Annotated in this window: 15 protein-coding genes; all 15 read right to left on the bottom strand. The window is 67.0% G+C overall.

Annotated elements, in window-relative coordinates:
* Window positions 1-181: 181 nt before the first annotated feature.
* Genes ACQFZP_RS00660 through ACQFZP_RS00590 form a run of 15 tightly spaced genes read right to left on the bottom strand, consistent with a single transcriptional unit; the run spans window position 182 to window position 13,753 of the window.
* A complete protein-coding gene (locus ACQFZP_RS00660) occupies window positions 182-514 on the bottom strand; it encodes a hypothetical protein (RefSeq protein WP_211890016.1) in 333 nt (110 codons plus the stop codon).
* The gene (locus ACQFZP_RS00655) at window positions 511-1,059 is read right to left on the bottom strand and encodes a hypothetical protein (RefSeq protein WP_211890015.1); all 549 of its coding nucleotides are present in this window, start codon (window positions 1,057-1,059) and stop codon (window positions 511-513) included. Before ACQFZP_RS00655 ends, ACQFZP_RS00660 begins: the two co-directional genes overlap by 4 nt.
* The gene (locus tag ACQFZP_RS00650; RefSeq protein WP_211890014.1) at window positions 1,056-1,448 is read right to left on the bottom strand and encodes a hypothetical protein; all 393 of its coding nucleotides are present in this window, start codon (window positions 1,446-1,448) and stop codon (window positions 1,056-1,058) included. Before ACQFZP_RS00650 ends, ACQFZP_RS00655 begins: the two co-directional genes overlap by 4 nt.
* A gap of 2 nt (window positions 1,449-1,450) precedes the next feature.
* The gene (locus ACQFZP_RS00645; protein ID WP_211890013.1) at window positions 1,451-3,259 is read right to left on the bottom strand and encodes a type IV secretory system conjugative DNA transfer family protein; all 1,809 of its coding nucleotides are present in this window, start codon (window positions 3,257-3,259) and stop codon (window positions 1,451-1,453) included.
* The gene (locus ACQFZP_RS00640) at window positions 3,256-3,726 is read right to left on the bottom strand and encodes a hypothetical protein (RefSeq protein ID WP_211890012.1); all 471 of its coding nucleotides are present in this window, start codon (window positions 3,724-3,726) and stop codon (window positions 3,256-3,258) included. The genes ACQFZP_RS00645 and ACQFZP_RS00640 overlap by 4 nt, the downstream gene beginning before the upstream one ends.
* Window positions 3,723-5,276: a hypothetical protein gene (locus tag ACQFZP_RS00635; protein ID WP_211890011.1), complete on the bottom strand. Its 1,554-nt coding sequence runs from the start codon at window positions 5,274-5,276 to the stop codon at window positions 3,723-3,725. Before ACQFZP_RS00635 ends, ACQFZP_RS00640 begins: the two co-directional genes overlap by 4 nt.
* On the bottom strand, window positions 5,273-6,772 hold the full coding sequence (locus tag ACQFZP_RS00630; RefSeq protein WP_211890010.1) for an SCO6880 family protein: 1,500 nt from the start codon (window positions 6,770-6,772) through the stop codon (window positions 5,273-5,275). Before ACQFZP_RS00630 ends, ACQFZP_RS00635 begins: the two co-directional genes overlap by 4 nt.
* Before the next feature lie 36 nt (window positions 6,773-6,808).
* Window positions 6,809-8,062, bottom strand: coding sequence for a hypothetical protein (locus tag ACQFZP_RS00625; RefSeq protein ID WP_211890009.1), 1,254 nt, complete (start codon window positions 8,060-8,062; stop codon window positions 6,809-6,811).
* A gap of 34 nt (window positions 8,063-8,096) precedes the next feature.
* On the bottom strand, window positions 8,097-8,438 hold the full coding sequence (locus tag ACQFZP_RS00620) for a hypothetical protein (RefSeq protein WP_211890008.1): 342 nt from the start codon (window positions 8,436-8,438) through the stop codon (window positions 8,097-8,099).
* Between the two features lie 49 nt (window positions 8,439-8,487).
* Window positions 8,488-9,210 carry a hypothetical protein gene (locus ACQFZP_RS00615; protein ID WP_211890007.1) on the bottom strand — a complete coding sequence of 241 codons (723 nt, stop codon included), beginning with the start codon at window positions 9,208-9,210 and terminating at the stop codon, window positions 8,488-8,490.
* A complete protein-coding gene (locus tag ACQFZP_RS00610; RefSeq protein ID WP_211890006.1) occupies window positions 9,207-10,013 on the bottom strand; it encodes a hypothetical protein in 807 nt (268 codons plus the stop codon). Before ACQFZP_RS00610 ends, ACQFZP_RS00615 begins: the two co-directional genes overlap by 4 nt.
* Window positions 10,010-10,798 carry a sigma-70 family RNA polymerase sigma factor gene (locus tag ACQFZP_RS00605; RefSeq protein ID WP_211890005.1) on the bottom strand — a complete coding sequence of 263 codons (789 nt, stop codon included), beginning with the start codon at window positions 10,796-10,798 and terminating at the stop codon, window positions 10,010-10,012. Before ACQFZP_RS00605 ends, ACQFZP_RS00610 begins: the two co-directional genes overlap by 4 nt.
* The gene (locus ACQFZP_RS00600; protein ID WP_211890004.1) at window positions 10,795-12,093 is read right to left on the bottom strand and encodes a hypothetical protein; all 1,299 of its coding nucleotides are present in this window, start codon (window positions 12,091-12,093) and stop codon (window positions 10,795-10,797) included. The genes ACQFZP_RS00605 and ACQFZP_RS00600 overlap by 4 nt, the downstream gene beginning before the upstream one ends.
* 47 nt (window positions 12,094-12,140) lie before the next feature.
* On the bottom strand, window positions 12,141-12,947 hold the full coding sequence (locus ACQFZP_RS00595; RefSeq protein WP_211890003.1) for a hypothetical protein: 807 nt from the start codon (window positions 12,945-12,947) through the stop codon (window positions 12,141-12,143).
* Between the two features lie 47 nt (window positions 12,948-12,994).
* Window positions 12,995-13,753 (bottom strand): hypothetical protein, encoded by a 759-nt coding sequence (locus ACQFZP_RS00590; RefSeq protein WP_211890002.1) that lies wholly within the window; start codon window positions 13,751-13,753, stop codon window positions 12,995-12,997.
* Window positions 13,754-13,776: the final 23 nt, after the last annotated feature.

The raw sequence follows: 13,776 nt of genomic DNA, 5'->3' as shown, positions 1-13,776 counted from the left end.
CCTTACCTCCCTACAACTGGCGCAAGGCTGCCGTTTTGGAGTCCCTCTCGACGGTAGCCCGCGGATAGTCCAGCGCGCGGATGACAGATTCCTACCGTCTGGACGAGTCGACAATGCCCCGTTCGACACGAACGGGGCATTGTCATGTCACCAGCGAATGCAGCCTCTAACCGGTTGGTGCCTACAAGCTCTCGACGTAGAGCTTGTACAACTCTTCCGTGTCATCGTTGTCGTCAATCCATGTCGTAGGACGTACCCCCAGGGCCAGGTCCAGGGCATCGAGAGCAACGGGCACGCCGTGTTTTTCGTCGGCGTCGATCCGCTTGCGCAGCGACCGGTACCGCGCTCGCTCTCTGGCCATCGCCTCGCGTTTCTTGCGTTCGTTCTCTGCGTCTAAGTCGCTTGGGGCCTCACCGGGTGATGAGAAGCTCGAGCGGCGTTCAGCGGCAGCGAGCAGAGCGAGGACGACGTCCACGGCTGCGGCCAGTGCGTTGCCTTGCGTGTCCGTGATCATGCCGTTGCCCCCTGGCGGGGCGAGGCAGCCACGGCGGGTTCGATCAGCTCGCGCCACCCACCGTCTATCCACGTCGCCCATTCGTCGGTGCCGAGCTCGGCCCACTTCCTGGCTGAAGGCATATGCCCGTCTCGGCAGTCGCCGCGATACCACTCCTTGATGCGTTGCTGTGCCAGGTGGAATCGTTCGTGCCAGCCAATCGGGCCGATGCCGGAGTCCCCAGCATCGAACGAGGCGATGTGTGCAGATTTCAACGCCGATAGTTCTTCCACGAGTGCACCGTGCAGGTGCCAGCACTCGGGGATGCTGTCGAGTTCGTAGCGGACGACGACCCAGCGCACGAACTTCGCGAGCTCCGTCCATTCCTTGTCGACGTCGGCGTTCTCGACGGCGAAGCGCTGCCAGGCCAGCACCGTAGGGTACAAGCCCGGCACGACCTCGCCGCGATTGGCCGGGTCCACGTCGGTCGGGAACAGGTCATCATCGAATTCGAAGTCCCCTTCGTCCAGATCTGCTTCGTCCGGGTTGTGGTCGTCGGCGGTCATCGTGCTCCAATCAGGTTGCGCAGGCGGGATCGCACTTTGGCGATCGCCAGCAGCGTGGCTTCCTTGCGGCTGCGCATGTAGCGAAGCGCGCCGTCGTTGTCCATGAGCTCGTGCACCAGTCGGTGGCAGAGGGGGTGCATCGGCAGCAGGTCCTCGTCGCGTTCGTTGGCGAGCCATCCGCCGTTCAGGAGCTGCGTCACACCGCGGTAGTCGATGTGGTGCAGCTCGAGGCGGCGCTTGGCCTGCGGTTCCATCCGCTTGCACACGCAGCACTGGTGCTGGGCAGGGTTCTGGTCGAACCACCGGGCGCGTCTGGCGTGCCACTGCTTCGACTTCAGGTACTGGAGGCGGTACGCGCGTGACGCGATACCTGCTCGACCGTTTGACATGGCTATGACACCTCCAGTTGCAGCGGCTGCGGCATCAGCCGGCCTTGCCGGCGGAACTCGTCCGTTTGCTCCGTTTCGGTCTGCTTCTTACCCGTCGAGATGTCGTCAGCGTCTGCTCGCTCCGTCCATCCGGGCATCTCCAAGAGCACGCCGCGCTTGTTCTTGTAGGCGAGCACGCCGTACCCGGTGGGGATGCGGTGGAGCTCGTCGATGCTGAGCACGGGCAAGCGTTCGATGCCGAGCTGCGTGGAGTTGCCCTGCATCGAAACCGACCGCGACTTTGTCCGCACCTCCCGCGTGCCGAGGATCGACTCGAGCCCCTTCAGGTGCGACTCGTCACTCCCGCCGCCGTAGAGGATCTTCGCGATCGCGGACGTCCAGATCGTGTCGGCCTCGTCCGCGCTCCACGCGGTGCGCGCCTGGGAGAACCCCTGCAGGACGACGAGCGTCCAGATCCCGATGCCCCCACCGTCGGAGAGCACCGTCGGCAGCGCCTTCCAGGAGAACATGTTCGCGATCTCGTCCAGCACCAACCCCAGCGGCGGATCCAGACGACTCCCGGGAGAGGTGAGCGCCTTGCGGCGTGCCTGCTCCACGACGTCGTCCAACAGGGCGCCGAGGAACCCGCCAGCGGCTCCCGCACCTGACCTAGTCCCGATCAGGTAGAGCGTGTTCTGCCCGGATAGGAACGCCTGCACGTCGAACTCGTCGTCGTCCCCCGTCGGGCACATCGCGGCCGCGACGCTTGGCAGCTGCAGCGGTGCGGTTGCGGCCGCGACGCCCATCCATCGTGAGCCGAGCAACTTGGAGTCGCCGTCGAGCACGGTCTTGAGTGCGGACGCCCATCCGGGAGGGCCCTGGTTCTCGAGGATCTTGACCGCTGGCCGCGCGAGGTCAGGAGACGCGCCCCAGTCCCGGAGCGTGTTCACGTCTTTCTTGCCCAGGGCGCACGCCATCAGCAGCCGCGAGAGCAGCACCTCGGCTTCCTGCGCCCACTCCGAGTTCGAGCTCGACATGCCAAGTTCCGTGCCGCCGATGAGTGCGGCGGCTCGCTGTCTCGCGACCAGCGCATCGTCGCAGCCGCGGATCGGGTTGATCTTCATCGAGTTCGCGATCCCAGACAGCCCCTGCGGGTCGAACACGGTCACCGTGCCGAGCTTCGCGCGGCGCTTCATCGTCGCAGCCAGGTTGTCATTGCGCGTCGACGTGGTGATCAGGGGGCCGGGCCAGTCGATGATGACGCCAATGAGGAGTCGGAATCCCTTGCCGGAACGCGGGGATCCCTCGACCACCACGGAGTCCTCGACTGACAGGTACACGCTGCGTCCGTGCCCGAGGCCGATGTGGATCGCCACGTCTTCTGGACGCGGATTCTTCAGCGTCGGTCGCACCGTGACCGCCGACTTCAGCCGGGTCTTCGCCCCGAACGTGAGGCGCACCTCCCGCCCTCGTGCGAGGCCGTCGCGCCCGCGGAGCTGCTTCACGAAGTACGCGTCCGATTGCTTCCATGACCCCCACAGCAGGAACCCGACGAGGGTCCCCGCGCTGATGAGCACCAGGACGCCGATGATCAGCCCGCGCCCCCAGCCTGCAGCCGGGCCGTGGCACGACTCAGGGAGCTCGAGGCTCGAGCCGTCGGCGTGGATCAGGAACCCGAACCCTGACCACATCGATGGCAAGGCTGGTGTCTGTCCGCACGCGATCAGCGACGCGATAAATACCGATGCGACGCACAGTCCGGCGACGATTCCTGCCCCGGCGAGCACGAACACGAAGACGCGCACCCAGGGCGCTTCTCCCCCGCCGTTCATGCGCCGGCCTCGTGCCGTCTGAAGGCCATCTGCAGGCCTCGGCCCTGGGTCCGTTGGTGGTGCGCGAGGTCACGTTGGAACTTGTTCGCGTAGTCCTGGAACCACTCTTCGAGCCAGCGATTCGTCTCCTCCTGTTTCGACGTACAGAAGGCCCGGAACCGCTCTGCTCTCGCTTCCTCGGCCAGCTGTTCCGGAGATGGAATGTTCATTTCGTCGGTGATGCGGTCGAGTTCGGCTTCCTCGTCCGGTGTCAAGTCTCGGGGTTTCTCCCAGGGCCCAGGCTCGCCGTTCCAACCGACCATGACCATGACCCGCGGTCGAAGTGTGTTCTCCAGGATCAACCGATCGAGTTCGACCAGGCATGCGGGAATGTGGCCAATCAGGCGCTCGTCGAGCAGATCGAGGGCCGCACCGAGCTCGTTACCGAGTTGGATGGGCACGCGAATGGTGATGTGTTGCTCGCTCATGCGAGGACCTCCTGTGTTCCGGTGGGTGTGCTGTCGGTTGCCGGGTTGTCCCGCATGGAGCCCGATGTGTCGAAGTAGGTGCGCTCCCAGTCGGTGGTGAGCTCGGTGGTGTTCAGCACGATTGAGGTGGAGCCGATCGCGACGACGCATTCCCCGACCTCGAGGTCCGCGATGAGGTCGGACTGTTCTCGAGTGAGACCGACGGATGCTGCGGACGCTGCGAGCTGCCCGATCTCTTGCGCGAAGCTGATCTTGACCGCGAAACCCTTCGCCAGCTGCTGCGCGAGCTCACGCTCTTTCGACCCTGCAGGGCCGACCGCGTCGAAGTCGCCGCCCTCGTGGACGACGAGCAACTGGACGATGCCGAGCTCACCCGCGAGCTTCTGCTGCGCGCGTTGCGCCTCGAGCGCGGTCACGGAGTTCATGTCTCGCCACCCCTCCTCGCGGGCGACCACGAACTTGCGTCCGGACTTCTTGTCCGAGAGCACCGACATCACCCACGCCTGCGTGACCGCTTGCGCGATCGCGAGGGCGTCCTCGCCGCGGATCGCCATCGCTTCCGTGTCGAACACGGTGTACGGGCTGTCGACGTCGAACTCCACGGTCGATTCGTCCTCGAACATCCCGGACAGGTTCCCGACGGTCAAGCGGCGCAGCGTTGCCCACAATTCGCGGCCAGCTTCCCGCATGTCGCCCATCTCCTCGTCAAGGACGTCGCCGCGCGCGATCGCGGCCAGCTCCAGCCACACGAGGCGAATCGTTGGCCGGTCACCGGTCGCGCTCACGACGTTGGCCAGCGCGACGTCGAGGACGTTGCGCTCGTGGGAGGTCATCGCGCGCAGTCCCGAGTTGAGGATGGTCACGATCTGCTGCAGCACGAGGCTGCGCCGTGTCCGGACCGCGTCCGCCCATTGGTCAGCGTCCCACCCGCGTGGCCGGTGGCCACCGTCCAGGGCATTGATGCGCAGGCGCGAGCCGGGGACGCCGACCTGGATGACGGTGCCGCCGACCGCGTGCGCGACGCGGACATGCTCGCCCTTGGAGTCGGACGTGTTAATGGCCTGGCGCCCGAAGAGCACCAGCAACACGATGAACCGCTTGAGGAACCAGGACTTCCCCTTCCGGTAGCCGCCCATGATGAGCACGCCCGTCGACGGGATCAAGGCCCGGTTGTACGCCTCCCACGGGTCGAAGCACCAGAGCTGTTCCGTTTCCAGGTCGATACCCATGGCCGGTCCGATGGCCGGCCACGGCTGACCGGTCAGGTACGGCCAGAACGCGGCCACCTCCTCCGACGTGAGCCGGTGCGACGGCGGCTTAATGCGCAGCGTCGACCGGAAACCACCCGACTCGGGCTGACCGACCTTGGGGCCGTGCTTGGCCCCGCGGGCGACCGTCGGAAGTTCGGAGTTCGTCCACGAGCGGCGTTCGAGCTGCACTGGTTGCCGAAGCCGGTCACGGATCTGCTTGCGCGACTGGCGCTGCGACTTCGTGTCTCCGTCGATGTGCCCGACCGCTTGGCGGCGTGCTTCTTGCCCGCGCATGCTCATGCGAGTCCCTCCCCAGTGGGGATCGCGCACATCATGAGCGCTTCCCCCTGCTGGGCCACCAGGACGTGCGGTTCCATGCCCGCGTTCGAGATGTGCGTGCGCAGCGCGGACGATGCTTGGTCGAGCTCGTCGATATCGGTCGCAGACACCGCGATGTAGACGGACAGCTCGAACTCGCCCTGACCGGCCACGAGCGCCTGTTCCTGCTCGACGAGCAGCTCCCACTCGTGCTTGTCCGCCTCGGACGTGATCTGGTTGCGCTTCTGCCGCAGCCCTTCGGACGCGATCCAAGACTTCTTGGAACTCTCGATGCGCTTCATGGCTCGCGCGATCGACACGGGCGCGGACGTGATGCTCGCGATGTGCCGCACGGGGCGACCGTCCGGCAGCTGTCCGAAGATGATGGAGTCGAGCAGGCCTGGCCGCACCTCGAAGGCGGGGAGCTGTCCGATCCAAAACACGCGGTGCACGGCGCTGTCGGTGCGGACGAAGTCGCGGTGCTCCTCGAAGTACATGACCGCCTCCCCGCCCGCCTCGACACCGGCTTCGGGCTCCCGAGATGCGCGCTCCATGAGCTGCGGTTGCATCACCGGGTCGAGCAGGCTGCGGATGCTCATGCGGATTCCCGCGGGGCTCTGCCATTCGACGCGCACGAACCCAGCCCCGCGCAGCGCCGCCTGGATCGCCTCAGCCTCAAGCAGGGCCACGCGGCGCAGCCCGTCGACGCCGCCTCCAGAGTTCTTGATCTGCCCCGCGAGGGCATACAGATCGAGGGTGATGGCCATCTCGGTGACGTGCGAGCGCACGATGTTGCCCGCCAACGTCAGCATCTCCTCGTACGACTCGCGCGCCTCATCGAGGCTCGAGCGCGAGGAGACTCGATCCCGCGCGTGTGCTCGCTCAGCCGCGACGGATCCCGTCGAGGTGCGTGCGATCTGCGTGAACCGCTTGATGCCGGGGCGCAGCGTCCACCCGCGCAGGACGGACGAAAGACCAGCGACCATCGCGTCCTGGCGGCGGGGTGCGGCGTACGTGAAGGACGGGGCAACGACGGTGGCGATCATCGTCGCGGTGCGCTGCCCTGCGTCGTGCACGATCGCGATACCGTCTGCTTCCAGCAGGCGTGCGTTCTGCAGGCGTCCCGGGAGCAGCAGCGTCCCTTCGCGGCGCATCTCGGACAGCACTGGCACGTCGGGGCGCAGCACGTATGTGTTGCGGCGGCGCAGCTTCCTGAACTGGAACATGATTTCTCTCCACACGATGACGGGCAATGGTGTTGATCGGATCGTCACGAGCCCGATCGCGACAAACGGGAACCAGAACGGGAACCCGATGAGCGCGCCGAGCGGCCCTTGACCGGTCGCGTACACGCAGATGAGCAGCAGCACGATGCCGACTGCGGTGACGATGAGGTTCTCCATCTGAAGGTGCAGGATGATGCCCTGCTTCGGTAGGCGTGGGAACGCGAACTTGCGCTCCTCGTAGTCGTCGTACATCGTGATGCCCCCTCGAGCTACTGGTGGTGTGCCCGGTTAGGGCTTTGGACGAGACGGAGGTGGTTGCGGCGATGACGGCGGCGTCCGGGGCCCGCCGCCACCTGGTCCGCGCCTGCCTCCGCCTGGCGAACCCGACCCGCCACCCGGGGATCCGCCTCGGGGTCCGGGATTGTTGGGACTCCCGCCACCCGGCGACGGTGCGGGCTTTGAGTGACCGGGCGAGGGTCGCTTGCCAGTGCCCGCCCCGCCAGGCTTGCCGCCGGCTCCCGGCGTGCCGGGTGTTCCCCCACCCGAGCGGCCACGGCTACCAGGCCCTCCGGAACGAAGCCGTCCGATGCCGGACTTCGTCTTCGTCGCCAGGGTCTGCACGCCGCGTCCGGCGGCACCAGCGGCGGCGGTCGCACCGCGTCCCACGACGGGGGCCGCTGTTCGGATGCCGCGTCCGACCGCACGTCCACCGCGCTCGAGTCCGCGCGAGGTGGAGTGTCCACCCGCGTCGCGGTCGGCTCCGGCCCAGGAGAAGATGCCGAGCACGGCCATCGGCGCGATCCCGAGAATCGCGAGCCCGAAGGAGAGCAGCAGCCCGTCGGTGCTCCACGGGTCCTCGATCACCTTGGCCATGAACGTGAGCATGTGCATCATGCCGAGCAGGATCGGATCGGTCAGGAGCAGGCCGGTGAGCAAGATCGTGTAGTTGCGGTGGACATCCGACCCTTCACGTATGGGAAGCATCGTGAACACGAACGGGGCGAACGCGACCAGGGCCATGATCCCCAGCCCCCGCACCAGGCGTACAGCTCCAAGGGTGAAGAACCCGAAGAAGCTGAGGACTCCGTTGGTCATGGCCGCGAAGACGTTGCCCGCGGTCATGTCCAGCAGCAGATCGGAGTCCTCGTTCAGTCCGTAGTACTGGATGATGCCTTCCACGGCGGGCACGTCGTCGTTGAGGTCGGTGAGCATGCCCGGGATGAACTCGAGCAGCTTCAGGACTTCCGCGATGAACCAGATCGTGACGAGAGCGGCGGGCACGGCGAACGCCATCCCGAGGGCGGCTCGCCATGCCTCGTCGTGCTTGTTCGTAATCACGCCTCGAGCGATGCCGAACGCGCCGACTCCGGTGGTGACGAACAGCGCGGTCAGCCCGATCCAGAACCCGGCCAGCTGGCTGGCTGCCGCCCACCCGGCGGTCCCTGGGCTGACGCTGCCCCAGTCGAGGGTCCATTCCATGATGTCGCGAGTGGAGTCCCAGATGAAGGTCAGCGCCCCGTCGGAGTTCCAAAGCCAGTCCATGCGTTGCCCCTTCCGGGCTTGAAGAGGGGGTGGGTTAGAAGATCTTGAAACCGATGGCGAAGCCAGCGATGCCCGTGAGCGAACCGAGGATCACGAGCCCGCCGAGCACCCACAGAGAGGCGGTCGCAGCACCCTCCTGCACGCGTGCGTTGCCGAGCCCCTTCGTGGCGATCAGAACGCCGCAGACGGCGAGCGCGAGGATGCACAGGATCACGGCCACACCCGCGACAATCGTGGTGAGGCGCAGAGCGGCCTGCGCGAACGAGCTGCTCAGGTCTGGCTTGACCTCCGGGATGGACATCACGGATGACCAGTCAGGGACCGTCGTCGGGGCGGTGAGGGCGAGGTCAGAGATTCCGGTGATGAGTTCGAACATGGTTGGTGCCTTTCTCGGCGGTTGGTGGTGATGGTGAGGTGAAAGCTGGCTAGAGGCGCAGGCCGTCGGTGACGGAGCGTCCGACGTCGACGTGCAAGTGGTTGTGGGCGTCGTCGATCTGCGAGACGCCCGGGATGTCGAAGTAGGTGCCGTTTGCGATCCGTGCGTTGATCTGCCCGATCTGGCTGCCCGCGGGGAGTATCCCGGCGACCGCGTTGACGTACTGAACGCTGTACGTGTCTGCTCCGGTGAGGGCGACCCCGTTGAAGGAGTAGAAGTCGATCGCGCGACCCACCCAGTGCGCCGAGTACCCGGAGGAGCCCGGGAGATCGCCGGTGCAGGCGCGGTTGAGGTCGCTGATGCCTACGGAGTCGAACATGTTGAGCGCGATCTGAATGAGCTGCAGGGCAGGCAGCTGGATCAGGCAGGATCCGGACCCGTCGGCCATGCCGAGGATCTGCTGCCCGTATGCGTCGCCCGGACCGTTCAGGAACACGAGACGTCCCGCTGCCATCGCTGCGGCGAGCTGCTGCGCCGCTTCCTGCTCGGACTCCGAGACCACACATGCGCCGGGCGCGCACGCGGCACCACCTGGGGCTGTCGGTGCTCCCGGCAGCGCGGGAACCGTGATCCCCGCCGACACTGCCTGCGCGAGCATCGAACCGGTGCCGAGGAGCCCGACAAGGCCGATGAATCCGACGCCGAGCACCGCGCGTCGCGTGGTGGGCGAGTTCAGCGCTTGGGCCGCTTTCGCAGCGACCATGAGCTTCACTGCACGACCTCGTTGGCCAGCAGCACGACGCCGCACTGGGTGCGCTGACCCGCGTCGTCCTCGTCGCAGTCAAGCTCGAAGCTCACCCACTGGGTGCCCTCCGTGGTGAGACCACTTGCGTTCCCCACGAGCGTTGCCAGCTCAACGGTCACGAGGGCGTAGCCTTCGTCGGCGTCGTTGTAGCTCGGCTCCCAGCTCGGCCAGGACACGTGCTGCCCGTCGACGCGCACGGACCGCACCTCAGAGGTCATCCACCCGCCGTTCTGCCACATCTGCTCGAACGCCGATTCGGCCGGCAAGAACTTGCCCCCGCGGTTGAGCGCCGACTTCTCTCGGAAGGCCGCATCCACAAAGCTCTGCGCACCGTTGGGGGCCGTGGGACCGACGTACGAGTCCGTGGGCTGCGTGAACGTGACGAAGTTCTCGAGCACGCGATCACGCGACACCTGGCCGGTGTTGTAGTTCGTCAGCGCCAACGCTGCCGCCGACGCGTACTCGGCAGGGTCCCCTGTGACAGGCGGCATGATGAGCCCGTCGACCGTGCGCTGCAGCACTCCCGAGGGCGCAGCGGATGGGGCATCGGGCGTCGCCCGCACACCGATGGGCGTCTGCGCTGGTGACGCGGCAGCAGCCGCGGTCTCCGTGCTTTCCGGGGCCGTCTCGTTGCTGGTGCGGTTCCAGTTCATGAGCAGCGCCGCCAGCGCGATGATCAGCGACGCAGCGAGTGCGACGAACAGCAGCTGCGCGTTGCGAGAGCGTCGAAGCTCGCGCATGCGGTCGCGGAGAGTGGTGGGCGTGGTCATGAGAACTCCCGGGTCAGTGAGCGTTGGTCGAGGACGGTGAAGGCGATATCGATCAGCTCGCGCACGCCCTTGAGGAGACGGCGCGCAGTGGACACCGAGACGCCGAGCTCCGCGGCGAGCTCGTCCGCGGACGAGGCCTTCAGATCGTGGCGATTGAGCAGCGGAAGCACTCGGTCCGCGTCGAACACGTCGAGCGGGACGCACGCCACAGCGGCGTCCCGGAACTCGGCGTGCAGGTTCGGCAACGGTGCTTCCTGGGCGGCGCGCACGACGCGCCCAATGGCCTCGCACCGCTGGCGCACGACCTGCACCTTGCGCAGCGAGAGACCGTGACGGTCCGCGACGTCCTTCGGATGCTCGTCAGTCAAGGCCAGGTCGAGCATGACGTCCCAGTCCTCGTCGCCGACGAACTCAGCCACGCGCTGCATCCAGTCAACGTGGTCATAGCGTTCGGTCAGGAGGTGCTGCGGGTCCGAGGACGAGCGCTGGCTGTGCATGCGGTTCGTCTCGGCGGCCTCCGCGATCCTCCCCACACGCCCTGCATCCCTGAGGGCCTTGCGGATCATGTTGTGGCAGATACCCCACACCCACGCTTCGACCTGACCGCGGGTCGAGTCGAACGTGGCGACCTTCTTCCACGCCTCGATCAGCGTCAGCGAGAGCACGTCATCGACCAGATGGTCCGGGACGCGCGCGCCGACCCGTCCCCGGCATTCCTCGACGGCGCGGTGGAGGGTTTCCACGCTGGGCGCGGCCACGGTTGGCCGGTCGGGTGCGAGCGTCATCTGGACACCGCCTGACGGTTCGAGGACGCGGCGACGTCGCAGCGGCGGCACAGGATCGTGCCCGCGGCGATCGTGCCGACCCGGTGCGGCGTGGGCTGCGCCCAGTCATGCCCGGACGCTGCGCACTGCTGCTGCGCCGCTGCGTGGGCGGCGTCGCGCTCCGCCTGCAGGTCCAGCTCGCGAGCCCCGCACCTGTCGCAGGAGCGATCGTGCGCGGGGCCGATCACGAACCGGTGGCCGCGCTCCTCGCATGCTCGTGTTGCCGCGTGCGCCGTCGTTCCGAAGCCCGACTGCGTTGGCCGTGCCGCGAGGGCCGCGGCCGGTGCTGCGGTAACCGGGAAGTTGCGGACGAACGTGGCGAGGTCAGCGGACAGCGCCGAGGCAACGTACCCGTCTCGATGCTTGATCGGGGTTCCTGAGAGACGTGCGCGCTTCAGGATCTCCACGGTTGCTGCGACGAGGTCGAAGCTCGGAATGCTGGGGTGCTGGCGAGCGATGCGCTCGAGCACAGCACGGGCATCGACGCGCACCCCGACGAGCTGCGCACGGCCAGCAACCAGATCCACGAACCACGAGCTCAGATCCGAATCATCATCATCCGGCGAAGCCGCGACGGCTTCCGGAGTTACGTTCTCAACTGATGATGAGTGATCTTGGTTTTCTTTATCTTGGTCTTCTTTAAGAGGCGGGAAACCCGACGTCGGGTTTCCCTCCTTGGGTTGTCCACAGGCCGCGGCAACCCTCGGCGGGTTTTCCTCCATGGCTTCTGCCGCGCCCTGGTGCGGAACGAGCCTTGGCGGGAAATCCTCCATGGCTCCACGCGAGGACGTCGCGGCAACCCTCGGCGGAAAATCCTCCTTGGTTTGTCCACAGGCTGCTCGGACCCTCGGCGGGTTTTCCTCCGTGGCCTCACGGGACGTTGTTTGGGCGCTCATCTCGACTGGTTTGGGCGGGTCGAGGAGTCGGAACTGTTTGAGTCGATGACCGCCGATGGATCGCCCCTGGCCGTCCCTTGACCCTGCCGGGTAGACGTAGTCCAGCACTTCCAGGAACCCCTGCTCCTCGAGGCAGCGACGGGCTTTCAGGAACGCGTCCTTGCCGAGCCCGAGCTGCTCACGCACGGACGTTTGCGTGAGCCGGTAACCGGCCCTGTGAGAGCGGATGAACAAGTAGATCGAGAGCGGATTGCCGACGATCTTCGGGTACCGCACCCACCAGTTGCGCACCTGGGAGAACTCGCGGTCGATCGCGAGCTCGTCACGCAGGAACTCTCCCTGCAGGGGTTCTTCGGTCACTGTCTGTCCCTTGATGAGTCGATGAATGCGGGGGCGTTCGGATGTCGTCAGCGGCTGGCGTTTGAGGCTCGGTGGCGCATGCTGTGGCGCTGCAGGGCGACCGTTCCGGGCTCGGTGCGGCGCACTGAGGCAAGGAGCCGTCGAGCGTCGGCGCGGTCGCTCCTGAGCCGGTAGGGCGCCGCAGGCAGCACCCGGATCGGGTGCTCGATGACGTCCATGCCGCGGAGCGGGCTCGTGAGTCCCATCCAGGCGCGGGAGGGCAGGAACATGCGCCCCGTGAGGGCGTCTCCCGTCGACCAGGCGAAGGTGATCTGGACGCCGTCGATCAGGCGGCGCACGGCGGTCTCGTCGTCGTAGAAGTTGCGGCGCACGGTCGCGACGAGGTCGTGGTGGGACGCTCGGAGTGGACGTCCTGCCCGGCGGGTGGTCTCCTCAGTGCCGACGTCGTGAGAGGTGCCCTGCGCCCAGATGAGGTCAAGGTCGCTGCGCACGGCCAGCGTTGCCACCTCATGCTTGTCGAGCGCCTCGCTGATAGCCACGGTGCGGGCAACGAGTTGCGCCAAGCGTCGCGCTTCCCACGGCAACCGCACGCCCGTTTGCACGCGGGTGCGCTGGTAGGGCTCTTGCTCCAGCACCCAAAGCGCGTCGGCGTGCGCGGTCCCCGCGGTGGGAATGCAGCGGAGCACGTCGACGTGCTGCGGGCGCGGGTCGCTGGCGTGCGTGGCGGGCCGGATCTCGACGTGCTCGAGGACGTTGCTGACTTCGTGCACGTCGGCCAGTTCGAGCGCGCGTCGGTCTGCCTCGGCGCGCGAGGCGGGAAAGGCCGGCTTGTCAGCGCGGGCGAATCGGATCATTGGGGGCTCCCAGGTCTTGGTGGCGGTGATGAGGTGCGTGGGCATGGCTAGTGCCGGGACGAGCGAGGATCCGCCCGTTCCGCGTGGAGCACGGAGTCGGCGGCGGCTTCGATGCGGCGCGCGATCGCGTCGCCATCTGCGGCGATGGCGCGCTCACGAGTGCTCACGAGCCCGAGGAGCATGGCGAGCTGCATCAGCTCCCCCTCGCTGAGCTCGAACGCGTACGTCGCGGAAGTCGCAGCGGGTGCGGCTTCGAGAGCCGGAGTGCCGCTGCTCGTGGCGAGGGTTCGGGTGGCGCGGGAGAGGTAGTCGAAGCCGTCGAGCGCGAGCGCGTCTGCAGGAGAGCCTTCGCTGTAGTCGGCGGGCTCCCAGGTCATCGGGAGGCGCGTCCGCTCGTGGGCCTGCTCAGCGAGCGAGCGGATCAGGGTGTTCTCGAACTGCCAGGCCCCGCCCGGGAGTCCGCTGATGTTCAGCGCCTCGATTGGGGCAGTGATGCCGTGCTCCCGAAACACGTCCTGCGCGGCCAGCCGATACAGCTCGAGGTATTCGCGCTGATCCTCAACGTGGCGGCGCAGGATGTCCGCCTCGAGCCACGCGAGTTCCTGCGCCTGGGCGGCGGGGAGCTCGTGGTCGTAGGACCGCGCACGAAGCTCGCCGCGCTGCAACCGGGCCTGCGCGTTCAAGCCGAGCTGCTCGAAGCGGCGGTCGACGTGCACGCCGAGCACGATCGGCAAGGTGCGCGAGCGGAGCGCGGCGAGTTCTGGGAGTTCGATTGGTGCGGTCGTGGTGGATGGTGTGATGGTCATGACGCCCCCTCATTGGCATGCCG

The organism is Pseudoclavibacter sp. Marseille-Q434 (genome assembly GCF_050315415.1).
GTDB lineage: Bacteria > Actinomycetota > Actinomycetes > Actinomycetales > Microbacteriaceae > Pseudoclavibacter.
Note: the sequence above shows the minus strand (reverse complement) of the source record. Positions and strands in the feature narration are given on the sequence as shown.